The 24749-nt window shown below is 71.0% G+C and carries 22 protein-coding genes, 1 pseudogene and 1 riboswitch; of the genes and pseudogenes, 13 read left to right on the top strand and 10 right to left on the bottom strand.

Annotation, left to right across the window (positions count from 1 at the left end):
- Positions 1-53: 53 nt before the first annotated feature.
- From IE262_RS04685 to IE262_RS04695, 3 genes are read right to left on the bottom strand one after another with little or no spacing between them, the layout of a single operon-like run.
- Positions 54-905, bottom strand: a complete 852-nt coding sequence (locus IE262_RS04685; protein WP_189871417.1) for an ABC transporter ATP-binding protein — start codon at positions 903-905, stop codon at positions 54-56.
- On the bottom strand, positions 902-1915 hold the full coding sequence (locus tag IE262_RS04690; protein ID WP_189871419.1) for a FecCD family ABC transporter permease: 1014 nt from the start codon (positions 1913-1915) through the stop codon (positions 902-904). Before IE262_RS04690 ends, IE262_RS04685 begins: the two co-directional genes overlap by 4 nt.
- Positions 1912-2934 carry an ABC transporter substrate-binding protein gene (locus IE262_RS04695; RefSeq protein ID WP_134031356.1) on the bottom strand — a complete coding sequence of 341 codons (1023 nt, stop codon included), beginning with the start codon at positions 2932-2934 and terminating at the stop codon, positions 1912-1914. Before IE262_RS04695 ends, IE262_RS04690 begins: the two co-directional genes overlap by 4 nt.
- A 69-nt stretch (positions 2935-3003) precedes the next feature.
- Positions 3004-3189, bottom strand: a riboswitch (cobalamin riboswitch).
- A gap of 165 nt (positions 3190-3354) precedes the next feature.
- Here IE262_RS04695 and IE262_RS04700 point away from each other — a divergent pair.
- From IE262_RS04700 to IE262_RS39350, 6 genes and pseudogenes are all read left to right on the top strand, one after another.
- A complete protein-coding gene (locus tag IE262_RS04700; protein ID WP_189871421.1) occupies positions 3355-4305 on the top strand; it encodes a TIM barrel protein in 951 nt (316 codons plus the stop codon).
- A 9-nt stretch (positions 4306-4314) separates the two neighbouring features.
- Positions 4315-5745: a sugar porter family MFS transporter gene (locus IE262_RS04705; RefSeq protein WP_134031362.1), complete on the top strand. Its 1431-nt coding sequence runs from the start codon at positions 4315-4317 to the stop codon at positions 5743-5745.
- 67 nt (positions 5746-5812) lie between these two features.
- Positions 5813-6832, top strand: a complete 1020-nt coding sequence (locus IE262_RS04710; RefSeq protein WP_189871423.1) for a Gfo/Idh/MocA family oxidoreductase — start codon at positions 5813-5815, stop codon at positions 6830-6832.
- Positions 6829-7698, top strand: a complete 870-nt coding sequence (locus IE262_RS04715) for a sugar phosphate isomerase/epimerase family protein (protein ID WP_134031368.1) — start codon at positions 6829-6831, stop codon at positions 7696-7698. The genes IE262_RS04710 and IE262_RS04715 overlap by 4 nt, the downstream gene beginning before the upstream one ends.
- Positions 7699-7823: 125 nt before the next feature.
- On the top strand, positions 7824-8231 hold the full coding sequence (locus tag IE262_RS04720) for a CoA-binding protein (protein WP_189871425.1): 408 nt from the start codon (positions 7824-7826) through the stop codon (positions 8229-8231).
- Between the two features lie 345 nt (positions 8232-8576).
- Positions 8577-9015 (top strand): annotated as a pseudogene (locus IE262_RS39350) (alpha/beta hydrolase); the annotation flags it as partial.
- Positions 9016-9469: 454 nt separating this feature from the next.
- On the opposite strand, the gene IE262_RS04725 reads toward IE262_RS39350, so the two are convergent.
- Entirely contained in the window at positions 9470-10156 is a 687-nt protein-coding gene (locus IE262_RS04725; RefSeq protein ID WP_189871427.1) for a DUF2848 domain-containing protein, read from the bottom strand.
- Between the two features lie 149 nt (positions 10157-10305).
- Between IE262_RS04725 and IE262_RS04730 the strand changes: the two genes are divergently transcribed.
- Genes IE262_RS04730 through IE262_RS04740 form a run of 3 tightly spaced genes read left to right on the top strand, consistent with a single transcriptional unit; the run spans position 10306 to position 12836 of the window.
- Positions 10306-11661: an MFS transporter gene (locus tag IE262_RS04730; protein ID WP_134031383.1), complete on the top strand. Its 1356-nt coding sequence runs from the start codon at positions 10306-10308 to the stop codon at positions 11659-11661.
- 39 nt (positions 11662-11700) lie between these two features.
- On the top strand, positions 11701-12492 hold the full coding sequence (locus IE262_RS04735; protein WP_134031385.1) for a carbon-nitrogen hydrolase family protein: 792 nt from the start codon (positions 11701-11703) through the stop codon (positions 12490-12492).
- Positions 12489-12836 (top strand): cupin domain-containing protein, encoded by a 348-nt coding sequence (locus tag IE262_RS04740; protein WP_134031390.1) that lies wholly within the window; start codon positions 12489-12491, stop codon positions 12834-12836. Before IE262_RS04735 ends, IE262_RS04740 begins: the two co-directional genes overlap by 4 nt.
- Before the next feature lie 113 nt (positions 12837-12949).
- Here the strand turns inward: IE262_RS04740 and IE262_RS04745 are convergent, their stop codons facing one another.
- The 4 genes from IE262_RS04745 to IE262_RS04765 all read right to left on the bottom strand — a co-directional run bounded on the left by IE262_RS04745 (position 12950) and on the right by IE262_RS04765 (position 17245).
- Positions 12950-13576 (bottom strand): GntR family transcriptional regulator, encoded by a 627-nt coding sequence (locus IE262_RS04745; protein ID WP_134031393.1) that lies wholly within the window; start codon positions 13574-13576, stop codon positions 12950-12952.
- Positions 13577-14227: 651 nt separating this feature from the next.
- Positions 14228-15724, bottom strand: coding sequence for a tripartite tricarboxylate transporter permease (locus IE262_RS04755; protein ID WP_134031397.1), 1497 nt, complete (start codon positions 15722-15724; stop codon positions 14228-14230).
- A gap of 1 nt (position 15725) precedes the next feature.
- Complete coding sequence (locus IE262_RS04760; RefSeq protein WP_134031401.1) at positions 15726-16265, bottom strand: tripartite tricarboxylate transporter TctB family protein; 540 nt, start codon at positions 16263-16265, stop codon at positions 15726-15728.
- A complete protein-coding gene (locus IE262_RS04765; RefSeq protein ID WP_189871665.1) occupies positions 16262-17245 on the bottom strand; it encodes a Bug family tripartite tricarboxylate transporter substrate binding protein in 984 nt (327 codons plus the stop codon). Before IE262_RS04765 ends, IE262_RS04760 begins: the two co-directional genes overlap by 4 nt.
- Before the next feature lie 292 nt (positions 17246-17537).
- Here IE262_RS04765 and IE262_RS04770 point away from each other — a divergent pair, with 292 nt between their 5' ends.
- Positions 17538-19190, top strand: a complete 1653-nt coding sequence (locus tag IE262_RS04770; RefSeq protein WP_189871429.1) for a sensor histidine kinase — start codon at positions 17538-17540, stop codon at positions 19188-19190.
- 23 nt (positions 19191-19213) lie between these two features.
- Positions 19214-19933 (top strand): response regulator, encoded by a 720-nt coding sequence (locus IE262_RS04775; protein ID WP_166681560.1) that lies wholly within the window; start codon positions 19214-19216, stop codon positions 19931-19933.
- Positions 19934-19966: 33 nt separating this feature from the next.
- On the opposite strand, the gene IE262_RS04780 is transcribed toward IE262_RS04775, so the two are convergent.
- Complete coding sequence (locus tag IE262_RS04780) at positions 19967-22378, bottom strand: phosphoketolase family protein (RefSeq protein ID WP_189871431.1); 2412 nt, start codon at positions 22376-22378, stop codon at positions 19967-19969.
- Between the two features lie 95 nt (positions 22379-22473).
- Positions 22474-23379, bottom strand: coding sequence for a universal stress protein (locus tag IE262_RS04785; protein ID WP_189871434.1), 906 nt, complete (start codon positions 23377-23379; stop codon positions 22474-22476).
- 193 nt (positions 23380-23572) lie between these two features.
- Here IE262_RS04785 and IE262_RS04790 point away from each other — a divergent pair, with 193 nt between their 5' ends.
- Complete coding sequence (locus IE262_RS04790) at positions 23573-24034, top strand: Crp/Fnr family transcriptional regulator (RefSeq protein WP_134031419.1); 462 nt, start codon at positions 23573-23575, stop codon at positions 24032-24034.
- Between the two features lie 45 nt (positions 24035-24079).
- On the top strand, positions 24080-24745 hold the full coding sequence (locus tag IE262_RS04795) for a CBS domain-containing protein (RefSeq protein WP_189871436.1): 666 nt from the start codon (positions 24080-24082) through the stop codon (positions 24743-24745).
- The last annotated feature ends 4 nt before the right edge of the window (positions 24746-24749 follow it).

The raw sequence follows: 24749 nt of genomic DNA on the forward strand, positions 1-24749 counted from the left end.
GCGGCCGGCGCAGGACCACGGGAAGGGCAACCGTTCCGATTCCCCACGTCAGGTCAGCGAAGGGTCCCCAGGTACCGCACGTGCGGCCGGTCCCCCGGGCAGGTGACGGCCGCCCGTACCCCGTACACCTCGGCGATCAGTTCCTCCGTGAGCACGTCGCGCGGTGTGCCCCGGGCCACGACACGCCCTTCGCGGAGCACGAGAAGCGCGTCGCAGTACTGGGCCGCGAGGTTGAGATCGTGCAGAGCGATCACGGTGGTGACGCGGAGGCCGGTGACGAGGTTCAGCAGCTCCAACTGGTGCTGGATGTCGAGGTGGTTGGTCGGCTCGTCCAGGAGGAGTTCCCGTGGCTGCTGGGCGAGGGCGCGGGCGATCTGCACGCGCTGGCGCTCGCCGCCCGACAGGGTGTGCCAGGACTGGTCGGCGCGGTCGGTGAGCCCGGTGCGGTCCAGGGCCTCGTGGACGGCCCGTTCGTCCTCGGCGGAGACGGGCGTCCACGCCCGGCGGTGCGGGACCCGGCCGAGCCGTACGACATCGAGGACGCTCAACTCGACCTGCGTGTCGGCCTGTTGCTCGACCACGGCGACCCGGCGGGCGATGTCCCGGCGGTGCAGCGCGGTGAGGGGGCTGCCGTCGAGCGTCACGACCCCGGAGGCCGGGGCAAGCACCCCGGCGAGCAGCCGCAGGAGCGTGGACTTGCCGGAGCCGTTGGGGCCGAGGAGTCCGACGGTGGAGCCGGGCTCCGGGGCGAGGCTGACGCCGTCGAGGATGAGGTGGCCGTGGGCGCCGCGGCTGACGCGGTCGGCGCACAGGCCCTCGCTCTGCTGCGGGCCCTCATGCGGCCGTCGCGGCGGTTGCGCCGGTCGCGGCCGTCGCGGCCGGTCGTCGCGCGCACCCGGCCTCATCGCGCTCTCCTCGTCCGGTACAGGACGAGCACGAACGCCGGCACCCCGATCAGCGAGGTCACCACCCCCACGGGGACCTCCTGCGGATCGAGCACGGTCCGGGCCAGTGTGTCCACCCAGACGAGGAACACGGCCCCGGCCAGCGCGGCGACCGGCAGCAGCCGGACATGGCCCGGCCCGACCAGCGCACGGGCGGCGTGCGGCAGGACCAGGCCGACGAAGCCGACGGCCCCGGCGGACGCGACCAGCGCTGCCGTGAGCAGGGCCGTCACGCACAGCAGGACGAGGCGGGTGCGGGCGACGGACACGCCCAGCGCGGCCGCCGCGTCCTGCCCGAAGGCGAAGGCGTCGAGCACCCGCGCGTACCCGAGGCACACCAGCAGGGCGACCACGAGTACGCCCAGACACACCCACACGTCCGTCCAGCCCGCGCCCCCGAGCGAGCCGAGCAGCCAGAACAGCACTCCGCGGGTGGTCTCGGCGTCGGCCGCGGTCAGCACGACGAACGAGGTCAGCGCGGAGAAGAGCTGCATCGACGCCACCCCCGAGAGCACCACCCGGTCGGTGGTGCCGCCGAGCGTGTGGCTGAGCAGCAGCACCAGCGCGAACGACAGCAGCGCGCCCACGAAGGCACCCGCCGACAGCGACACGGCGCCGCCGCCGATTCCCAGCACGACCACGGCGACCGCTCCGGTGGACGCCCCGGACGACACCCCGAGCACGAACGGGTCGGCGAGCGGGTTGCGCAGCAGGGACTGCATGACCGCCCCGCAGACCGCGAGCCCGGCCCCGCACACGGCGGCCAGCAGGGTGCGCGGCAGCCGCAGTTGCCACACGATGCCGTCCCTGACGGGGCTCAGGCCGGTGCTCCCCCAGCCCAGGTGTGCGGCGACGGCCGACCACACGTCACCGACGCGGATGTCGGCCGGCCCGATGGTGATCGCCACGGCGAGGGACCCGTAGAGCAGAGCGAGCCCGGTCACTGCGAGGACCAGCCCACGCGTGGTCACCCGGCAAGCCCGAACTCGCGCAGTCCGGCGGCCACTTGCTCCACACCCTCCACCGTCCGCACGGTCGGGTTCATGGCCTGCCCGCTGAGCAGTACGTACCGTTTGTTCCTCACGGCCGTCATGTTCCTGGTGACGGGGTGGGACTCCAGGAACGCGATCTTCTGCTCGGCGGACTCGGCGGTCTGTGACTCGCGTGTCAGGTCGCCGATGACGAGCAGGTCGGGGTCGCGGTCGGCGACGGTCTCCCAGTTGATCTGGGGCCATTCCTCGTGCGTGTCGTCGAAGACGTTCCTGGCGCCCAGGGCTCGCGTGATGATGCCGGGTGCGCCGCAGCAGCCCGCCATGTAGGGGGACTCGGAGTTCGCGAACCAGTACAGGAGGGTCACGTCGGAGGCGTCGATCCCGGAAGTGGCCGTGGTCATGCGCTTCTTGAGGGACGCGATGAGCTTCTCGCCCCGCCGCTCCACTCCGAACACCTTGGCCAGGTCGCGGACTTCGCCGTACACGGTGTCGATGGTCAGCGGTTTCGCCCGCGACCCGTCACCGTCGCCCGAGTTGTCCTTGCCCGCGCAGTCGGACGGGGAGACGTACGTGGGCACACCGAGTCGCTCGAACTGGTCGCGGGTGGCCACGCCGCCCTGGCCGAGGGTGGAGACGAAGGAGGCGGCGGCGAAGTCGGGGTCGGCGTCCAGCACCCGTTCGAAGGAGGGGGCGTTGTCGGCGATGCGCTCCACGCCGCGGTTCGCCTTCTCCAGCCCCTTCATCACGGGGTCCGTCCAGGTCGCCGTGCCCGCCATGCGGTCGGCGAGGCCGAGGGAGAGCATGATCTCGGTGGTGCCCTGGTTGAGGGAGACGGCCCGCTTCGGCGGTGACTCGACGCGTACGGTGTGCCCGCAGTTGGTGAGCGTGACCGCGGCGCGTGCGGCCGGGGCGGCGGACGAGCCGGACCCGCATCCGGTCAGGGTGAGTGCGGCGACGGCGAGCGGAACGGCGGGGCGGGCGAAACGTGCGAACGGCACGGCAGTGAGTCCTTGGTCGTCGAGGGCTCGAACGCGGAGCCCGGTGGACGGTGCTCCCCCGCCGTCGTACGACCGCAGGGGTCGCCAGCAGGTCTTCGGACTCGGGATCACCCGGACGGAACGCCTTCCCGGACCGCCGTACGGTCCAGTGGCCGATGCCCCGCCCGTCCCCCTCACCGCTGCGCGTCAGCTCCGGATTCGCACCGGATTCCCTGACCCACGCACGTGGGTTCGACTGGCGTCGGCAAGCTATCACGTGGCCGGCGGGGCTTACGGGCGGTCCCGAAATCTCCCGGCAACAAGCTATTGACATGACATTCGGACAGGGGTCATCGTACTCGCACACTAGAGCGCGCTAGTAGAGCGCTGAAGAGAGCGCAGCATCCACAGCATCCGGTACTCGAAGGACGGACGTGCACCGTGGCAACGACGCCATCCCCCCTCCGCCCCGTCGTGGGCAATCTGTGTCTCGGCTCCGCCCCCGACTCCTGGGGCGTCTGGTTCCCCGAGGACGAGCACCAGGTCCCGTACACCCGCTTCCTCGACGAGCTGGCCGCGGCCGGCTACACATGGCTCGAACTCGGCCCGTACAGCTACCTCCCCACCGACCCGCAGCGGCTGAGGGAGGAGCTGGACGCCCGCGGGCTGAAGGTCTCCGGCGGGACGGCGTTCGGCGCGCTGCACCGCCCTGAGGCGTGGGACGAGATGCTCGCCCACGTCCGGCAGGTGGCCACCCTGACCGCCGCCGCGGGCGCCCACCACCTCGTCCTCATCCCGCCGATGTACCGGGACGAGAAGACCGGCGCGTTCACCGAGCCACCGGAGCTGACCGCCGCGCAGTGGGCGGGCTTCGGACGGGCCGCCGACCGGCTCGGCGCACTGCTTCTGGACGAGTACGACGTACGGCTCGTCATCCACCCGCACGCCGACAGCCACATCCAGACCCAGCCGGAGATCGAGCGGCTGCTGAACGAGTCCGACTCCCGCTGCACGAACCTCTGCCTGGACACCGGGCACGTCGCCTACGGCGGCGGCGACAACCTCGATCTGATCCGCCGTTTCGGCGAGCGCGTCGGCTACGTCCACATCAAGCAGATGGACCCCGAGATCCTCGCCCAGGTCGCCGCCGAGAACCTCTCGTTCGGCGAGGCCGTGAAACGCGGGGTGTGCGTGTCGCCTCCGGCGGGCGTGCCCAAGCCCGCCGATGTGGTGGCCGAACTCGCGAGGCTGGACGCCGAGTTGTTCGTGATCGTCGAGCAGGACCTGTACCCCTGCGCTCCCGAGGTGCCACTGCCCATCGCGGTCCGCACGCGTGAGCACCTGGCCGGCTGCGGCCTGACCGGCACCCGGCGCCCCGCCGTCGACAAGTAGGAGGTGGCCATGGACGTCAGCAAGGACACGCCCCAGGCCCCCGCCACCGCCGCCGTACCGGACGACACCCCTCCCGAGGTCTCCCGGCGGCTGCGGCTCATCACCCTCGTCGCCACCTTCGGCGGACTCCTCTTCGGCTACGACACGGGCGTCATCAACGGCGCCCTGCCGTACATGACCGACGACCTCGGTCTGACCCCGGTCACCGAGGGCATGGTCACCAGCTCGCTCCTCCTCGGCGCCGCGCTCGGCGCGGTGACCGGCGGGCGGCTGTCGGACGCGCGGGGACGGCGCCGGACCATCCTCACCCTGGCCGTGCTGTTCTTCGTCGGCGCGCTCGGCTGCACCCTCGCCCCGACCACGGCCGTCATGGTCGTGGCCCGGTTCGTGCTCGGCCTCGCGGTGGGTGGCGCGTCGGTGACCGTACCGGTCTACCTCGCGGAGGTCTCGCCCGCCGAGCGGCGTGGCGCGCTGGTCACCCGCAACGAACTCATGATCGTCACCGGGCAGTTGCTCGCCTTCACCTCGAACGCGATCATCGCCCAGGTGGGCGGCGAGTCCGGTGGCGTCTGGCGCTGGATGCTGGTCGTGGCCACGCTTCCGGCGGTCGTGCTGTGGTTCGGCATGCTGGTGATGCCGGAGAGCCCGCGCTGGCTGGCCTCCCAGAGCCGCTTCAACGACGCTCTTGAGGTCCTCCGGCAGGTTCGGTCGCGGCAGCGGGCCGAAGCCGAACTGAGCGAGGTGTCCGCGCTCGCCGTGAAGGACGAGCAGGAGAAACTCGGCGGCTGGCAGGACATCAGGAGCACGCCATGGGTGCGCAGGCTGATGTTCGTCGGCTTCGGCATCGCCGTCGTGCAGCAGATCACCGGCGTCAACACGATCATGTACTACGGCACGCAGATCCTCACCGACGCCGGTTTCGCCGCCGACAGCGCGCTCACCGCGAACATCGCCAACGGCGTGATCTCGGTGCTGGCCACCTTCGTCGGCATCTGGCTGCTGGGCCGTGTCAAGCGCCGCCCGATGCTGATGGCCGGTCAGGCGGGCACCACGGTGGCCCTGTTGCTGATCGGCGTCTTCTCCCTGGTGCTGCCCTCCGGTGACGGCCGGGCGTACGCGGTGCTGGCGATGACGGTCACCTTCCTCGCCTTCCAGCAGGGGGCGATCTCGCCGGTGACCTGGCTGATGCTGTCGGAGATCTTCCCGATGCGGATGCGTGGCTTCGGGATGGGCGTCGCGGCCGTGGTGCTGTGGCTGACCAACTTCGTGATCGGCCTGGTCTTCCCCTCCCTGGTCTCCGGGATCGGGATCTCCAGCACCTTCTTCCTGTTCGTGGTGGCGGGTGTCTTCTCGCTCACCTTCGTGAAGCTCTACGTCCCCGAGACCAAGGGCCGCACGCTCGAAAGCCTCGAAGCGGAACTCAGGGCCCGCTTCTCCTGACCTCCTCCCCTGAGGGCCGGGAGCAGATGGGCTCCCGGCCCTCGCAAGCCCATCGAAGGGAACGGCCATGACCGTACGTGTAGGTGTCATCGGCACCGGGATGATCGGCCAGGACCACATACGACGCCTCACCGACGTCGTCACCGGGGCCGCCGTCACCGCCGTGACCGACCTCGACGCCGCCCGCGCCGCCGAGGTCGCCGCCCGCGTCGGCGCCACCGTGCTGCCCACCGGCGCCGAACTGATCCACTCCCCCGAGGTGGACGCCGTCCTCGTCACCTCCTGGGGCCCCACCCACGCCGAGCACGTCCTGGACGCCATCGCGGCCGGCAAGCCCGTGTTCTGCGAGAAACCCCTCGCGACGACCCCCGAGGACTGTCTGCGCGTCGTCGAGGCCGAGCAGGCCCACGGCCGCCGTCTCGTCCAGGTCGGCTTCATGCGTCGCTTCGACGCCGGCTACCGCCAGATGAAGGAGGTCCTCGACTCCGGCTCCCTCGGCGCGCCGCTGATCGTGCACTGCGCGCACCGCAACCCGACCGTGCCCGACGCGTACTACTCCGCGATGGCCGCGCAGGACACGGCCGTCCACGAGATCGACGTACTGCGCTGGCTGCTCGACGACGAGATCGTCTCCGCCCAGGTGATCACTCCACGGGCCACGAGCAAGCGGTTCGCGCATCTGAAGGACCCGCAGATCATGCTCTTCGAGACCGCGGGCGGCGTCCGTATCGACCTGGAGGTCTTCGTCAACTGTCAGTACGGCTACGACATCCAGTGCGAGGCCGTCGGCGAGGAGGGCGTGGTCCGGCTGCCCGACCCGGCCTCCGTCTCCGTCCGCACCGCCGGACGGCACGGCACCGCGGTCCCGCAGGACTGGAAGGCCCGCTTCGCCGCGGCCTTCGACACCGAGTTCCGTGAGTGGACGGGCGCCGTCGCGACCGGTGCCGAACCCACCGGCCCGTCCGCCTGGGACGGCTACGCCGCCACGGTCATCACCGACGCCGCCGTCCGTTCCCTCCAGACCGACGGCGCCGTTGTCACCGTCGGCATGAAGACCCGACCCGCGTTCTACGGAGGCACCGCGTGAAGATCGCCCTCGACCCCTACATGTTCCGCGCCCTGCCGCTCGACGACATGGTGCGCACGGTCGCCGAACTCGGCTACGCGTACATCGAGCTGTCCCCGCGCGAGGACTTCATGCCGTTCTTCCTGCACCCGCGGGCCGACGACGAACGCATCGCCGCGCTCAAGAAGTCCCTGCGGCAGCACGGCGTCCAGCTGTCCTCCGTGCTGCCGCTGTACAAGTGGTCCTCGCCCGACGAGACCGAGCGGCAGGCCGCCGTCCGCTACTGGAAGCGGATGATCGAGATCACCGCGGATCTCGGATGCCCGCTGATGAACTCGGAGTTCAACGGCCGCCCCGAGCACGCCGCCGAGAGCGAGGCCGCCTTCTGGCGTTCCCTGGAGGAGCTGCTGCCCCTCTTCGAGCGGGAGGGCATCGCCCTGAACCTGGAGGCCCACCCGGACGACTTCTGCGAGGAGAACACCCCCGCCGTCGACCTCGTCCGCGCGATCAACAAACCCTGGGTGAACTACCTCTACTGCGCCCCGCACACCTTCCACCTCTCAGGCGCCGCGCAGACCGGAGCGGACATCGCGTCGATGATGCGCTACGCCGGTGACAAGCTGCGGCACGTGCACATCGCGGACTCCTTCAACCACAAGGGATCCTCCGGCCTGCGCTACATCCTCAACCCGCCCGGCACCCCGGCCCGCATCCACCAGCACCTGGACATCGGGCAGGGCGAGGTCGACTGGGACGCCTTCTTCACCACCCTGCGCGAGATGAACTTCGACGGGGTCGCCACGGCCTGCGTCTTCGCCTGGGAGGAACGCGCCCGTGAATCCTCCGCGTTCATGCTCGACCGCATCACCAGGGAGCTCGCCGCCTGAGACCCCAAAGCCCTGCCGGGCGCCGACAACCGCCCGGCAGGGTACGGAGCCCTGGGGAATCACCGCTCGCCGCCTGCTGTTGTCCGCGAGAGCAGGCACCGAAAGAAGCCCAAGGGAGGCGAGCCGTGTACGGCGACTCAGCAACGATCCGCAAGATCCTCACCGAGCTCGGCGACACCTGGGCCATCGTCGGCCTCTCATCGAACCAGCAGCGCGCGGCATACCGTGTCGCCGAGGTCCTCCAGCGCTTCGGCAAGCGCATCGTCCCCGTCCATCCGAAGGCCGAGACCGTCCACGGGGAGACGGGGTATCCGTCCCTCGACGCGATCCCCTTCGACGTCGACGTGGTCGACGTCTTCGTCAACAGCGAGCTCGCCGGACCGGTCGCCGACGAGGCCGCCGCCATCGGCGCCAAGGCCGTCTGGTTCCAGCTGGGCGTCGTCGACGAGCCGGCCTACGAGCGCACCCGCGCGGCCGGCCTGGACATGGTCATGGACCGCTGCCCGGCGATTGAACTTAACGCACTACGTTGATTCGGCTCGGCGAGCGGTTCCCACGTGCCTTCATCCCCGATCTCCACGACCGGGAAGCGGTAGCGCCAAGCAGCCTGCGCGAAGCGTCCCCGGGGCCTTGACCCTTGATCTTGGACACACGGGACACTGGATCCTGAGGATCTGACAATGGACATCTCGTGGTCATGAAGAACTGTCCGCCGCAGTTCAAGGCGGACGCGGTCGCGCCGTGCCAGTCGCGGGGACGCCGGGCCGAGGTGCCGGCCGAGCCGCCGACACCAGTGGAGGCGAAGAACGCCGCTCTGCGCAAGAAAGTCCGCGAGCTGGAGGAGGCGCGAGATCCTGCGCAAGGCGGCGAAGTATTTCCACGCGATCCTCGACAACCTTGGCGACCTCCTGGCCCAGGCCGGCCTGGAGACCCGCGTCGACCGTGAGCGCATCGCCGTGGTCGGCCACTCCTGGGGCGCCCAGACCGCGGGCGCCATCCTCGGTGCCCGCGTACTCGACGCCGACGGTGTTCCCGGCGAGGACTTCTCCCACTCCGCGGTGTCGGCCGGCAGGCTGATCCCCGCGGCCGGGACCGGCGACACCCTCACCCCGTTCGCCGCCGAGGATCTCCCGTTCCTGAAGCCGGACTTCTCCACCATGGCCACCCCGGCCCTGGTCATCGCGGGCAGCAAGGACCAGTCGCAGCTCACCACCCGGGGAGCCGGAGTGGTTCACCGACACCTACCACCTCAGCCCGGCCCCCAAGAGCCTGCTCGCCATCGCCGAGGCCGAGCACACCATGGGCGGCATCGTTGGCCGGGTGACACGACAGCGCGGCGCTGCAAGCAGTACACCGTTCCCCTGGAGCGGCATCAACGGGACCGTCCTGTCGTGGAGCTGCGTCCCGTCCGGGGTACGGACGATGTGGCAGGGGTCGGAAGTACTGACCAGGGAGTCGCGCTGCCGGGCGTGCCGTTCAGCGAAGAGTCACGTTGCGCTGGAGGAAGCAGTTGCTCCCGGCCGGAGTCTCTTCAGCGATTGTCCCGCTCACCTGCAACGAGATCGAGCGCCTGTTCACGATGCTCGTCGCCCATGGCTGGGGTGCTGAGCGCGGCCGTAGAAGCCCTCTGCCGACGGCATTGCCGTGGGCAGAGGGCTTCTGTGTATGCCGCCTTCCGGCAGGGGTGGCCTTGACCGCTGGTGACCGCCGGGACCTGACCGAGGTGCCCGGCCGCCAGATGCTCCGGTGCCCTCCACCCGCCGGCCGCCCCTCAGCCGATCGGCTCCAGCATGCGCTGCACGCGGTAGGCGAGGCGGATGGTGTCACCGGTGGTCGGGTCGTTCAGTTCCACGCGCCAGGCGTCGGCGAACTGGTCGACGCCGGGAGCCATGGGGATGGTGCCGGAGATGAGGACGGTGCCGGGGGTGAGGGCGTCGCGGGAGCGCAGGACGTCGACCCAGTAGGCCGGGGTGAGGAGTTCCGCGAGGGTGCCGTGCTGGATCTCGGTCTCCTTGTCGCCGTGGGTGACCCAGGCGCGCAGGGTCAGGTCGTCGAGGCGGGGTGCGACGTCGGCCAGGAGCCAGGCGCGCCGGGCGAGGACGTCCGGGCCGGCGTTCTTGCTCCAGGCCACGCCGTGCACTTCGAGATCGCGGTCGGTGTGATCGCAGGCGGCCGTGAGCAGCAGGTCCCCGTCGTCGGCCACGACCAGCGCCCACTCCGCCTCACCCGAGGTGCGTCCGTGCTGCACCTCGACGCGGTCGGTCTGCTGGGCGAGGTAGGGGGCCACGGGGTAGAGGGCCGGGGTCACGGAGGGGGCGGGCACGCCGAGCTCGGCGAGTTCGGCGACGTGCGCGGCGACGTCCTCCTGGCTGCGCCCGGCGTACCCGGCGTTGAGGACCTGTGTGATGTCGGCCTCGCGCGTCGATCCGTCGGGCAGTTCGAAGGTCAGCACGGCCATGAGGGCACTCCCAGAGATCGGGTTCGGTAGACGGACGCGGATTTCTCCACGGTTAACTTCTCGCGCAGGGCTTGCGCATACGACCTGTATACAAGAAGTATGCCGGAAGGTCGATGTCCCCCGGCCCTCCCGACGCAAGGATGAGAACCATGCACGACATCTCCAAGGACGGTCCGGCGCTGTCCGAGCGGCGCTCCGGCGTCCGCCGGGCCTTCGCCGCAAGCCTGACCGGTACGGCTCTTGAGTGGTACGACTTCGCCGTCTACTCCGCCGCCGCGGCGCTGGTCTTCGGCGATCTGTTCTTCCCCTCGGAGGACCCGCTCACCGGCACCCTCCTGGCGTTCTCCACCTACGCGGTCGGCTATGTCTCGCGCCCGCTGGGCGGGTTCGTCTTCGGCCGCCTCGGTGATGTCATCGGCCGCAAGAAGGTGCTCATCGCCACGCTCGTTCTCATCGGCGTGGCCACCTTCCTGATCGGTGTCCTGCCCGCGTACTCCACCATCGGCGTCGCCGCCCCGATCGTCCTGGTCCTGCTGCGGTTCGCGCAGGGCGTCGGTGTCGGCGGCGAATGGGGCGGCGCCGTACTGCTGTCCAGCGAGTTCGGGGATCCGCGTCGCCGCGGCTTCTACGCCTCCGCCGCGCAGGTGGGCCCGCCCGCGGGGAACCTGCTGGCCAACGGTGTGCTGGCCGCCCTCGGCGCACTGCTGACCGAGGACCAGTTCGAGTCGTGGGGCTGGCGTGTGGCCTTCCTGCTCTCGGGGGTGCTCGTCGCCTTCGGGCTGTGGATCAGGGCCAAGCTGGAGGAGACCCCGGTCTTCAAGGCGATGGAGGCCGAGCAGTCCCGGCCCGAGGCACCGATCCGCGAGGTCTTCACCACCCAGCCCCGAGCCCTGACCGCCGCGATGCTCTGCCGCGTCGGCCCGGATGTCCTGTACGCCATGTTCACCGTGTTCGTCCTGACGTACGCCACTCAGGAACTCGGCATGTCGCGCGGTTCCGCCCTGGCGGCCGTCCTGATCGGCTCCTCGCTCCAGGTCTTCCTCATCCCGCTGGCCGGCGCCGTCTCCGACCGGATCAACCGCCGCCTGCTGTACGGCTGCGCGGCCGTGGCCGCGGGGGTGTGGCCGTTCCTGTTCTTCCTCATGGCGGGCGGCGGCGCGTGGATGCCGCTGGTCATCGGTGTCGTCGTCGGCCTGGCGATCCACTCCTTCCTGTACGGGCCGCAGGCCGCCTTCATCGCCGAGCAGTTCTCGCCCCGGTTGCGCTACACCGGCTCCTCGCTGGCCTACACCCTGGCCGGCATCATCGGCGGTGCCATCGCACCGCTGCTGTTCACCACGTTGCTCAGTGCCTACGGCAGCTGGGTGCCGTTGGCCGTCTACATCGCCGTCGCCGCGGCCGTCAGCGTCATCGGGGTGTTCCTGGGGCGTGACCCCGACGCCGCCGTCGACGAGGACACCCGGCTCGCCGCACCGTCCTCCCGGGCCACGGCCGACGCCGTCTGATCCCGCGACCCCGCGACCCCGAGAAGGAGGAAGCCCACCGTGCGTATCGCCCTCAGCCAGCTCACCACCGGCCCCGACCCCGCAAAGAATTTGCGGCTCATCGAGGACTGGACCCAGCGGGCCGCGGACGCCGGAGCCGACGTCGTCGTCTTCCCCGAGGCGTCGATGGCCTGCTTCGGCACCCCGCTGGCCCCGCTCGCCCAGCCCCTGGACGGACCGTGGGCCGACGGCGTGCGGGAGATCGCCCGGGCCACCGGGACCGTTGTCGTGGCCGGCATGTTCACCCCGGCCCCGGGCGGACTGGTGGCCAACACCCTGCTGGCCACCGGCCCCGGAGTCGAGACGTCGTACGACAAGATCCATCTCTACGACGCCTTCGGCTACCGCGAGTCCGCCACCGTAACCGCGGGGTCGCGTATCTCCGTCATCGACGTGGACGGCGTGCGACTGGGCCTGGCCACCTGCTACGACGTGCGCTTCCCGGAGCTGTTCCGGGCCCACGCCGACGCCGGGGCCAAGGCCACGTTGCTGGCGGCCTCCTGGGGAGCCGGACCGGGCAAGCTCGACCAGTGGGAGCTGCTGGTGCGGGCCCGCGCTCTGGACGCCACCGTGTGGCTCGCCGCCGTCGACCAGGCCGACCCCGGCACCGCGCCCGGCCCGGCGCCGACCGGCATCGGGCACAGCCGGATCGTCGGTCCCGACGGAACCGTCCGCCATGCCCTGGCGGCCGCGCCGCAGCTGCTGGTGGCCGAACTGGACATCGACGAGGTCGCCGCAGTCCGCGAGAAGACGTCCGTCCTGGCCAACCGGCGGCCGGAGGTGTGGCGGTGAGCAAGCCTCAGCTCGAATTCCACCTCCCCGACGGACCGTGGACTGCCCCGGTCGGCGCGGGCCCCGGAGTCGAGGAGCGCCTCCTGGCCCACGACCCCGAGCGCGGATGCCGTACCGCACTGGTCCGTTGGGCGCCGGGCACCGACACCTCGGCCGACGGCGTGACACGTCACGACTTCTGGGAGGAGGTCTACCTCGTCGAGGGAGCGCTGCACGACCTGACGCTCGGCCGGACCTCTACCGCGGGCATGTACGCCTGCCGCCCACCGGGCATGCCTCACGGCCCCTGGATCTCGCAGGACGGCGTCACGATGCTCGTGATCACTTATCCCGAGCCCGGCTAGGCCCTGTCGTCAAACTCCCTCCCCAACGGCCTTAAGCACCAGACGCCGCGGGGCCCGCCCTCCGGGCGGACGGCGGGGGTTTGACGACAGGGCCCAGCCCGCGAGCAGCACGCTCAGCCGGCGAGCAGCACCTTGAGCGTCGATTCGAGATGGTGGTCGATCGCGGCACACGCGACCTCGGCGTCACCGGCGGCAAGGGCGTCCAGGATGGCCCCGTGCTCTTCGAGCACCGCCTCCTGCCGCCCCTGCTGGTTGTACACGGCCACCACTCCGGCCCGGACCTGGCGGCTGCGCAGGCCGTCGTAGTGCCGGTCCAGGAGCGCGTTGCCCACGACGGACACCAGCGTCGAGTGGAACTGGTGGTCCACGGCGATGAACTCCCGGGCCTGGTCGGGGCCGGTCAGCTCGCTCTGCCGCTCCAGGAGCGACCGCAGCTCCCGCACCGGAGCCCGGTCGGTGGCGATGAGCTGCTGCGCGGCGTACCGCTCGACGATTCCGCGCAGCTCCATCAGTTCCCTGATCTCCCGCCCCGTCAGTGGCGCCACCCGGGCGCCCCGCTTGGGCACGAGCTCGACCAGGTCCTCGGCCGCGAGCATCAGCAGGGCTTCCCTGATCGGGGTGCGGGACACACCGATCCGGTCGGCGATGTCCTGCTCCGACAGGAACGCTCCCTGCATCTCGGGATCCGTCAGTACCGTGTCCTTGAGATACGAGTACGCCTTCTCCCGACCGGACGCCACCGCAACCCCTAGTGCCTCGCATACACTGTGTATACCGACGCTACCACGTAGGTGGGGCTCGCTTCGTCGTCGACGTGGTCACAGCGGTCGCGACGGCTGTGGGCGCTGAGCGGGTCGGGCTGCGGATCTCGCCGGAGATCGACATCCAGGACACAGTGAACTGGTGCAGGAGCTGCGGCGACGCTTCGGTGGCAAGCTGATCGTCAACAGCGGCTTCCTCGGCGGGCACACGACGCGCGAGGAGGCGTTGCAGCGGATCGAGGCCGACCAAGCCGGCACGCTTCATGTACTACCGCCCACGATGTCGAGTTCCGCTTCGCTCGCCGGGGCGATGGCCACGTATATGCCTACTTCGCAGGGGTGCCACCCACGAGCTTGCGGCGACACGGTGACTTATACCTTCGCTGCCCCGCGATCGAGATCAGGTCCCTGTGACGGCAGACACAGCAGGATGACGTCGACCGGTTCGGCGGCGTAGGGAAGTAGGCGCGGCCGGTGGGCTCGCCCACCCCGCTCGGCGTCGCGGACGCAGCAGCCGCCCGCCGTCAGGGTGCACGGCGCCGGGAGACTCCCGGACCGCGCATCATGACGGCGGGCGAGGCGAGGCGTGGGCCGGCCGGTGGGTGCTCGCCCGGCCCAGGAACCGCTGTGTCAGGGGCTCACCACGCGGTTGCGGATGACCGCCTTCTTCAGCAGGGGCCAGGCCAGCAGCAACACGATCACCGCGTACACGGTCACCGCGAACGGCGTGTTGACCAGCCCGGTGACACTGCCGTCGCTGATCTGGAGGGCGCGCCGCAGCTGTTGTTCGGCGTTGGGGCCGAGGATCACACCGATGACGGCCGGGAGCACGGGCAGCCCGTAGCGCCGCATGCCGAAGCCGATCAGGCCGATGATCAGCAGGATCACCAGGTCGATCACCTCGCCGCCGACCGCGTACGCCCCGACCGCCGCGAAGAACATGATCCCCGCGTACAGGTAGGGCCGCGGGATGCGCAGCAGCTTCGCCCACAGCGGCGCCAGCGGCAGGTTGAGCGCGAGCAGCAGCACCATACCGACGAACAGCGAGGCGATCAGGCCCCACACCAGCTCGGGTTCGCGCTCGAACAGCAGCGGGCCGGGCTGGATGCCGTACTGCTGGAACGCGGCCAGCATGACGGCCGCGACCGCCGTGGTGGGCAGGCCGAGGGTCAGCATGGACACCAGCGTGCCCGCCGCCGAGGCCGACGCCGCCGACTCCGGTCCCGCCACGCCCTCGATGGCGCCCTTGCCCCACTCGTCCTTGTGCTTCGACAGGCGCTTCTCCGTGACGTAGGAGAGGAACGTGGGGATCTCCGCGCCGCCCGCCGGGATCGCGCCGAACGGGAAGCCGATGAACGGGCCGCGCAGCCAGGACTTCCAGGTCCGCTTCACATCAGCGCGGCCGAGCCACGGACGGCCCACCGGGATGGCCTCACCCGTCGTACGCCGCAGATGGGCGGCCACCCACAGGGCCTCTCCGATCGCGAACAGGCCGACCGCGACGATCACCACGTCGATGCCGTCGGCGAGCTGGAGCGAGCCGAAGGTGAGGCGCTGCTGGCCGGTCATCTGGTCGAGGCCGACGAGGCCGATCGTCAGGCCGATGAGCAGGGACGCCAGGCCCCGGATGCGCGACGAGCCCAGGACCGACGTCACGGCGATGAACGCGAGCACCATGATGGCGAAGTAGTCGGGCGCGCCGATGTCCACCGCCAGTTCGGCGACCGTCGGCGCGAGCGCGACCAGCAGGATCGTGCCGACCATGCCGCCCGCGAAGTGGCCGATGGCGGCGGCCGCGAGCGCCTGTGAGCCGCGCCCCGCCTTGGCCATGGGGTTGCCCTCCATGGCCGCGACCACGGCCGCGCTCTCACCCGGGGTGTTGAGGAGGATGGAGGTGGTCGAGCCGCCGAACATCGCGCCGTAGTAGATGCCCGCGAACATGATGAACGCGGCGATCGGGTTCAGCCCGTAGGTCACCGGCAGCAGCAGCGCGACCGCCATCGCGGGACCGATGCCGGGCAGGACGCCGATGGCGGTGCCGAGCAGCACTCCGAGGGCCGCCCACAGCAGGTTGAGGGGGCTCAGGGCCGTGCCGAAGCCGTCCAGGAGGGAGTTGAGGGCGTCCATGTCACAGCGCTCCCATCAGGGGACCGCCAGGTAGCGGCACTCCGAGCAGGTTGTTGAAGACGGCGTAGGTGGCCAGGGAGAGGACCGCCGCGATGAGCGGATCGCGGTCGAAGCGGCGGCTGCCGAGAGCGAACGCCGCGCCCCAGAACAGCAGCGCGCCCGCCACGGGGAAGCCGAGGGGGTTGATGAGGACGGCCGCGCCGAGGAAGACCCCGGTGAGCAGGGCAACGGTGCGCCAGTCGGCGGGTTCGGACAGGTCGACGTCCTCACCGGACTCGGCCTGGCCGCGGCCGCCACGCAGCACGTCCACGGCGAGCAGGGCGGCGATGACCAGCAGTCCCCCACCGACCACGAGGGGCACGGTCCGCGGTCCGACCGGACCTCGCTGGGCGATGTCGACGTCCATGGTGAGCGCGTCGGTGAGGACGAGCACGCCGAGGACCAGCAGCAGGACGCAGACGCCGAGTTCGGAGTGGTCACGCAGCCAGGAGCGGCGCTCGGTCGCGGGTGCCGGTGAGGTGCCGGTCGATTGCGTCGTCACAGCCCGAGCTCCTTCAGCACCGACACCACACGGTTGTCCTCGGCGTCCAGGAACTCGCCGAACTTGTCGCCGGTGAGGAAGGCGTCGTCCCAGCCGTTCTGCTTCATGGACTTCTGCCACTCGGGCGAGTCGTGGAGTTCCTCTATCAGCCGGGTGAGCTTCTCGCGTTCGCTGTCGGAGAGGCCGGGCGGGGCGACGATGCCGCGCCAGTTGGTGAAGTTCACGTCGTAGCCCGCCTCTTGGAGCGTGGGCGCGTCGAGACCGTCGACGCGTTCGGGGCCGGTGACCGCGAGAAGGCGCAGCTCACCCGCCTTGATCTGGTCCAGGTACTCGCCGACGCCCGAGACGCCGAACGCGACCTTGTTGCCGAGGATCGAGGCGAGGAGTTCGCCACCGCCGTCGAAGGGGATGTAGTTGACGTCCTTCGGTGCGATCCCGGCGGCCCGCGCCATCAGCATCGGCGCGAGGTGGTCGGGCCCGCCGGGCGACGAACCACCGCCCACCGGGAGCTTGCCTGGCTTCTCCTTCCAGGCGCCGATGAGGTCGTCGATCGTCTTGTACGGGGAGTCCTTGGCGACCACGACGACGTCCTGCTCCTCGGTGAGCCGGGCGATCGGAGTGGTGTCGGCGAGGGTGCTCGGCGCGTCGTTGGAGCGGACGGCGCCGACGACGCCGAGGCCCATGGACATCGCGAGCTTGCCGTTGCCGTGCTCGCTGACCAGCCGGGTCAGGCCGACGGTGCCGCCGGCGCCGGGCAGGTTGAACACCTCGATGTTGTGGGTGAGCCCGGCGTCCTCGGCGTTCTTCGCGGCCGTGCGGGCCGTGATGTCGTAACCGCCGCCGGGGGTGTTGGGGACCATGAAGCGCAGGCCGGGGATCTGCGTGCCGGTCTCGGAGCCACTGCCCGTGGTCAGCAGCGGCGGACCTACGAGTACCAGCACGGCGGCCCCGGCCAGGGCGAGAGGGGCGCGCAGGCGCACTAATGCCACCACCTGTCTGAAAAAGTCGTTGCGGGTGCGGGACCCCTGTGGGGGGAGGGTGATGTGCGCCACATCGTGCCCGCATCTCGGCCGGCCTGTCTCTCTTGCGGAACCAACGGAGCTTGTGGTCTTTGCGGTCGGGCGCCCGGCCGTGGGGCGGCAGGTTACCGGGGGCATGCGGGCCGGAACAGTCCCCGCAGGTCTCTTTCCTCCGCCGCAGGCGGGCGCCATGATGGGGCGACTCGGCAGATGAGCCGCCCGGGTCGTGTCAGTGGTGGAGATTGAGTCAACTGTGGTCGCCACGTTTCGTCGCCATACCCTCGCGGGCCAGATGCTGGTGCTCCAGCTCGCCATCGTCGTGGTGGTGCTGTTCGCCGTCGCCGCGGTCTCGCTCGCGCAGTCGGAGGCCACCTTCAACCGGGTCGAGGGCCGCCGGGTCGCCGCGCTGGCCGAACAGCTGGCCGCCAACCCCCTCGTACGGAGCCAGCTCACGCAGCCGGGGCCGCGGGAGGCACTGGACGCGCTGGTGGAGTCCACCCGGGTGCAGTCCAGGGTCACCTCCGTCACCCTGGCCGTCACGGACGGCCGTATCGTCAGCTCGACGAATCCCACGGTGGTCGGCGACCGGATGCCGCTGGGGGCCGGAGTCGCCGCGGGCCGCGGCTGGTCCGGCTCGCTCACCTGGGACGACAGCCATGAGCTGGTGGCGCAGGTGCCGGTGCTCGGGGCGATGGAGGAGAACCTCGGGCAGAACCTCGGCACCGTCATGATCGGCGAGGCGTCCCCGACGGTGTGGCAGCGGCTCAGCGGGGCGTCCTCGTATCTGCTGGCCTACCTCGGCATCGCCAGCGGCCTGGGGCTCGCCGGCTCCTGGCTGCTGTCGCGGCGCGTCAAGCGGCAGACCCTGGGTCTGGAGCCGCGCGAGATCGCCGGTCTCGCCGAGCACCGGGAGGCGATGCTGTACGGCATCGCGGAGGGAGTGATCGCCCTGGACCCGGGGGCCCGGCTCACCCTCGTGAACGACATGGGCCGGCGCCTGCTGGACCTGCCGGAGGACTGCGTGGGCAAGAGCCTGTCCGACCTCGGCATCGAGGGACGCCTGCGGGACGTCCTGGTCGGTGCCCTGGACGAGTCGGCGGATCCGCGGGACGCGGTCGTCATACGGCACGGGCGGGTGCTCGTGATGAACCGGATGACCGTCACCAAGGACGGCCGCCCGCTCGGCTCGGTCACCACGCTGCGGGACCGCACGGAACTGGCACGGCTGGAACGGGAGATCGGCTCCTTCCGCAGCTCCTCCGAGCTGCTGCGCGCCCAGGCCCACGAGTTCGCCAACCAGTTGCACACCATCTCCGGGCTGATCCAGATCGGCGAGCAGGACGAGGTGGTGCGCTACATCCGGGCGCTGAACCAGCGCCGCCAGTCGCTCGACATGACGCTGACCCGCCGGGTGCGGGACACCGCCGTCGCCGCCCTGCTGATGGCGAAGACGTCCCTCGCGGCCGAGCGGAAGGTCACCCTGCGCATCTCGGACGACACCGCCCTCGGCCGGCTCGCCCCGGAGGACGCGGCCGACGTGGCGACGGTGGTCGGCAACCTCGTGGACAACGCCATCGACGCGGCCACCGCGGGCGAGTACGCGGACGGTGAGGCGGCCTGGGTGGAGGTCGAGCTGCGGCAGGACGCCGCCAGCGTGGAGATCGTCGTCCGCGACTCCGGCCCCGGCATCGCTCCCGAACTCGCCCAGGAGGTCTTCGTCCACGGCTTCACCACCAAGGCCGCCGAGGAGGGCGAGCGCGGGATCGGTCTCGCCCTCACCCGGCTCGTCTGCAAGCGCCGTGGCGGGGAGATCGCCGTGGCCAACACGCCCGACGGCGCCATGTTCACCGCCCGTATGTCCGTGAGCCACCCCGCCGGCGCGGTGGCGGAAGGAGGGCCCCGATGAGCTCGTCGCCCGCGACGGTTCCGATGATCGGCACGAACCACATGAACAGCACGAACAGCATGAGCGACGCCATCGATGTGCTCGTCGTCGACGACGACTTCATGGTGACCCGGGTCCACCGCACCTTCGTCGAACGCGTCCGGCCGTTCCGCGTGGTCGGCACGGCCGGCACCGGCGAGCAGGCGATCGCCGCGGTCGACGAGCTCAGACCGGACCTGGTCCTGCTCGACCTCTATCTCCCGGACATCTTCGGCCTGGACGTGATCCCCCGGCTGCGTACCGCCGGTCACGACTGCGACGTCATGGTCATCAGTGCCGCACGCGAGGCCGACGCGGTGCGCGGCGCCGTCCGGCACGGGGTCGTGGACTACCTCCTCAAGCCCTTCGAGTTCGAGGACCTGCGCGTCCGCCTGGAACGGTACGCCGCGCAGCGCGGCCGGCTGCTCACCACGGTCGTCCGGGGCCAGGCCGACGTGGACCGCGTCCTGGCCGGGGCGTTCGCGCCGAGCCCCGGCAACGCCCTGCCCAAGGGGCTCAGCGTGGAGACGGCGGACCTCATCGAACGCGCCCTCCGCGACACCGACGGCACTCTCTCCGCCACCGAGTGCGCGACCGCCACAGGCATCTCCCGCGTCAGTGCCCGCCGCTATCTGGAGTACTTCCACGCGGCCGGCAGTGCCGAGGTGTCCCTGCGCTACGGCGCGGCCGGCCGCCCGGAGCGGCGGTACAGCTGGCGCGGGTGAGGAACCACTGACGCGTCCGGCCGGGTGCCGGGTTCAGCCGGCCCACGTCCACTCCGCCACCTCCGGCAGGTCCGTGCCGTGCTCGCGGATCCAGGCGTGGTGCCGGGTGCGGGTATCGGCCATGCGCTCGCGTACGGCGGCGGCGCGGACACCGAGGCCGGGGACCCGGTCGATCACGTCCATGACCAGGCGGTAGCGGTCGAGGTCGTTGCGGACGACCATGTCGAACGGGGTGGTCGTGGTGCCCATCTCCTTGTAGCCGCGCACGTGCAGGTGGCGGTGGCCGGTGCGGCGGTAGGCGAGACGGTGGATCAGCCAGGGGTAGCCGTGGTAGGCGAAGATCACCGGTTTGTCGGTGGTGAACAGTCCGTCGAACTCGAAGTCGGGCATCCCGTGCGGGTGTTCCTCGCGTGGCAGCAGCCGGGTCATGTCGACGACGTTCACCACGCGCACGGCCAGTTCCGGGAGGTGCCGCCGCAGCAGGTCGGACGCGGCCAGCACCTCCTGGGTGGGCACGTCGCCCGCGCAGGCCAGCACCACGTCGGGCTCGCGGTCGCCGTCCTCGGTACCCGCCCAGTCCCAGATCCCGGCGCCGCGGGCGCAGTGGGCGCGAGCCTGGTCCATGGACAGCCAGTCGAAGCACGGCTGCTTCCCCGCCACGATCACGTTCACGTAGTCCCGGCTGCGCAGTGCGTGGTCCGTCACGGACAGCAGCGTGTTGGCGTCCGGCGGCAGGTAGACGCGTACGACGTCGGGGCTCTTGTTGAGGACATGGTCGACGAAGCCGGGGTCCTGGTGGGAGAAGCCGTTGTGGTCCTGGCGCCAGACATGGGAGGTGAGCAGGTAGTTGAGCGAGGGGACCGGGGCGCGCCACGGCAGCTCCCGTGATGTCTTGAGCCACTTGATGTGCTGGCTGACCATGGAGTCGACGATGTTCACGAACGCCTCGTAGCAGGAGAACAGCCCGTGCCGGCCGGTCAGCAGATATCCCTCCAGCCAGCCCTGGCAGAGGTGTTCGGAGAGGACCTCCATGACCCGGCCGTGCCGGTCCAGGTGCTCGTCGACCTGGATCGTCTGGGCCTGCCACGCCTTGCCGCTGGCGGCGTAGACCGCCTCCAGCCGGTTGGAGGCGGTCTCGTCGGGGCCGACCAGGCGGAAGTCGCGGCGGGTGGCGGTGTCCCGCATGACCTGTGCGAGGAAGCCGCCGAGGACCCGGGTCGGTTCGTGCAGGGTCACGCCGGGCTTGTCGGCGGGGACGGCAAAGCCGTCGAGGGGCGGCAGCGGCAGGTCACGGGTGCGCAGACCTCCGTTGGCGTACGGGGTGGCGCCAAGGCGCCTGGCGCCCTCGGGGACGCAGGCGAGAACGTCCGCGGTCGGACGGCCCTCGGCGTCGAAGAGTTCCTCGGGGCGGTACGAGCGCAGCCAGCTCTCCAGTTGCCGCCGGTGGTCCGGGTTCTCGCGGACACCGGCGAGCGGCACCTGGTGGGCGCGCCAGGTGCCCGCCACCGGCTGCCCGTCGACCCAGGCGGGTCCGGTCCAGCCCTTCGGTGTGCGCAGCACGATGACGGGCCAGCGGGGGCGCTCGCTCCCCCGCTCCTCGCGCGCCGTGCGTTGCAGCAGCGCAATGCGGTCGAGCGCCCGGTCGAAGGCCTCGGCCAGGGCGCGGTGGATCTGGACGGGGTCGTCGCCGGTGACGTGGACGGGCTCGTGGCCGTATCCCTTGAGGAGGTCGTCGAGTTCGGGTTCCGGGATCCGGGCCAGCACGGTCGGGTTGGCGATCTTGTAGCCGTTGAGGTGGAGGATCGGCAGGACGGCGCCGTCGCACACGGGGTCGAGGAACTTGTTCGCGTGCCAGGAGGCGGCCAGCGGCCCGGTCTCGGCCTCGCCGTCGCCGATCACACAGGCGACCAGCAGGTCCGGGTTGTCGAGGGCGGCGCCGTACGCGTGCGCGAGTGAGTAGCCGAGTTCGCCGCCCTCATGGATCGATCCCGGTGTCTGGGGTGCGATGTGGCTGGGCACTCCGCCGGGGAACGAGAACTGCCGGAAGAGCCGCGCCATGCCTTCGGCGTCGCGGGTCACGTCGGGGTACGTCTCGCTGTAGCTGCCCTCCAGCCAGGAGTTCGCGAGTACGGCGGGTCCTCCGTGGCCGGGCCCCCACACGCAGAGCGCGTCCAGACCGCGGGCCTTGATCACCCGGTTGAGGTGCGTGTAGACGAGGTTGAGCCCCGGTGACGTGCCCCAGTGGCCGAGGAGTCGCGGTTTGATGTGGGCGCCGGTGAGGGGCTCGGTCAGCAGCGGGTTGGCCAGCAGGTAGATCTGTCCGGCGGCGAGGTAGTTGGCGGCCCGCCAGTGGGCGTCCAGGGCCCGCAGCTCGCCGTCGGTCAGGGTGGTGCGGCGGCCTTGGTGTCCGTCGCCTGGCAGGTCCTGGTGTGGGGGCTTCGGCATGGGTGACTCCTGGGGCGTCGACGGGTCATGCAGGGGTGTGTCGGGAGTGGCGTCGGCCGGCGGGCGCCGCTCTCGGCACACCGGCCCTGGAGGGGTCAGCCATGCGCGACGACGGCGACGGGGGCGGTGGCGTGGTGCAGGACGGCGTGGGTGACGGGTCCGATGTGGGCGCCGATGGGGGAACGGCGGACACGGCGGCCGACGACCACGAGGGACGCCTCCCGCGACGCCTCCACCAGGTGGTGGGCCGGTTTGCCGGGCCGGGCCTCCTCGACGACCTCGACGGAGGGCAGCTTCTGCCTCCAGGGGCGCAGCGCGTCGGCCAGGGCGACGGCCTCCCACTGGCCCCGCTCGGTATCGAGCCCTTGATGCTCGGGGATGCCGTGCGCGAAGTGGGGTGGCGGACTCCAGCCGTGGACGACCTTCAGGGCCGTGTCGCGCCGGGCCGCCGCGTCGAAGGCGAACCCGATCAGTGTGTCGTCCGGACTGGCGGTGTCGAGGCCGAGGACGACCGGCCGGTACGGGGTTTCGGCGGACGGGACGCCCGCGAAGTCCCTCATGTGCTCGTCGGTGGCCTGTTCCCCGGCCCGTACGAGCACGACGGGCACCTTCGAGTGCGCGACGACGGACTGGCCGACGGAGCCGAGCAGGAATCCGCCGATGCCGCCGAGCCCGCGGGATCCGAGGACGAGCAGTTCGGCGTCCTTCGTCTCCTCGGTCAGCACCTCGGTGGCCGCGCCGAAGACCTGTCCGACGGTCACCTCGACCCCCGGGTGGCGCCGCCGGATGTCGTCCGCCGCGTTACGGGGGACGCGTTCCCGCCACTCGTGCTCGGCGTCCTCGCCCATCAGCGGAGCCCTGCCCATGGGTTCCGGCACCGGCTCCCAGACGTTGACCAGCCGCAACGGCAACTCTCTGAGACGGGCCTCACGCGCCGCCCACTCGGCGGCGGCCAGGCTCTCGGGCGACCCGTCGAGCCCGACGGTGACCGTGCGTGACATGGGGCGCACCTCCCAGATCGGGGGCCTGGTTCCAGCATCGCCGAAAGGGCGAGTACCCGCCCTGTGCGCGACAAGCCTCGGCGCGTCCGGAGCCGGGGAACCACCGTGGTCGAGGCCGGAAGCCCATGGCGAGGACGGGGACGCGGAGCGACGCTGGAGGTGGCAGGTTCTTACGCTCCGTGGAGGCACCGCCATGAACGCTCCCCCCGCCACCCCCATGTTCCGCGCGCTCCCTGCCGAACACCGCCAACGTCTGATGGGCATGGCCAAGCAGGTGTCGTTCCCGCAGGGCACCCGGCTCTTCGAGGAGGAGGGTCGCGCGGACCGGTTCTGGGTCATCCGCACCGGCACGGTGGATCTCGACATGCGCGTGCCGGGCCGTCGCGCGGTGGTGATCGAGACCCTGGGCATCAACGACCTGGTCGGCTGGTCCTGGCTGTTCGCCCCGCACACCTGGCACCTGGGCGCCGAAGCGACGAGCCCGGTCCGGGCGTACGAGTTCGACGCCGTGGGCGTGCGCGCCCTGTGCCGGGAGGATCCCGCGTTCGGGCTGACCGTCGCCGAGTGGATCGGCGGCATCCTCGCCCATCGGCTCCGGTCGGCGCGGACCCGGCTGCTGGACCTGTACGCCCCCTACGGCAGCGGCGGCCACTGACCGCTGCACAGCTCGCACCATCCGGAACGCGTACTGGGAGTCACCGTGCACAGCACCCCCCGCATCGTGAGTGACGTGATGACCCACACGGTCGCGGCCGTCGGCCGTGGGGCGGGCTTCAAGGAGATCGTGCGGCTGCTGGAGCAGTGGCAGGTCAGCGCGCTGCCCGTCCTGGAGGGTGAGGGCCGGGTCGTGGGGGTGGTCTCCCAGGCGGACCTGCTGCCCAAGGAGGAGTTCCGCGACAGCGAACCGGACCGGCCCGTCGGGTTCGGCCGGCTGGCGGACCTGGTCAAGGCCCGGGCGGTGACGGCCGGGGAGCTGATGACCAGCCCGGCTGTCACCGTCCACGCGGACGCGACGCTCGCGGCGGCGGCCCGCACCATGGCGCACGCCGGGGTGAAACGGCTGCCCGTCGTCGACGACCACGGCATGCTGCAGGGCATCGTCAGCCGTGCGGACCTGCTCAAGGTGTTCCTCCGGGACGACGAGGACATCGCCGAGGAGGTGCGGCACGAGGTGGTGTCGTATCTGTTCCCGACCCCGTTGTCGCCGGTCCATGTGGGCGTCCACGACGGCGTCGTCAAAGTCACCGGCCGGGTCAGCGACATCGCGCTGATCCCCGTGGCGGTGCGTATGGTCCGCGCCGTCGAGGGCGTGGTGGACGTCGAGTGCGAGCTGACGGGCCCGCACCGCACCCCCGAGGCGTACTGAGGGC

The sequence above is a fragment of the Streptomyces bluensis genome (assembly GCF_014650715.1).
Lineage (GTDB): Bacteria > Actinomycetota > Actinomycetes > Streptomycetales > Streptomycetaceae > Streptomyces > Streptomyces bluensis.

Bases quoted from the DNA above. Each gene is read 5' to 3' on its own strand.
- IE262_RS04725 (WP_189871427.1), bottom strand. From the start codon at position 10,156: ATGGCCGTGCTGACCTTCGAACTGCCCGACGGATCGACGCGCGAGGCC.
- IE262_RS04780 (WP_189871431.1), bottom strand. From the start codon at position 22,378: ATGCCGAAGCCCCCACACCAGGACCTGCCAGGCGACGGACACCAAGGC.
- IE262_RS04705 (WP_134031362.1), top strand. From the start codon at position 4,315: ATGGACGTCAGCAAGGACACGCCCCAGGCCCCCGCCACCGCCGCCGTA.
- IE262_RS04775 (WP_166681560.1), top strand. From the start codon at position 19,214: ATGATCGGCACGAACCACATGAACAGCACGAACAGCATGAGCGACGCC.
- IE262_RS04790 (WP_134031419.1), top strand. From the start codon at position 23,573: ATGAACGCTCCCCCCGCCACCCCCATGTTCCGCGCGCTCCCTGCCGAA.
- IE262_RS04685 (WP_189871417.1), bottom strand. From the start codon at position 905: ATGAGGCCGGGTGCGCGCGACGACCGGCCGCGACGGCCGCGACCGGCG.
- IE262_RS04710 (WP_189871423.1), top strand. From the start codon at position 5,813: ATGACCGTACGTGTAGGTGTCATCGGCACCGGGATGATCGGCCAGGAC.
- IE262_RS04755 (WP_134031397.1), bottom strand. From the start codon at position 15,724: ATGGACGCCCTCAACTCCCTCCTGGACGGCTTCGGCACGGCCCTGAGC.
- IE262_RS04730 (WP_134031383.1), top strand. From the start codon at position 10,306: ATGCACGACATCTCCAAGGACGGTCCGGCGCTGTCCGAGCGGCGCTCC.
- IE262_RS04785 (WP_189871434.1), bottom strand. From the start codon at position 23,379: ATGTCACGCACGGTCACCGTCGGGCTCGACGGGTCGCCCGAGAGCCTG.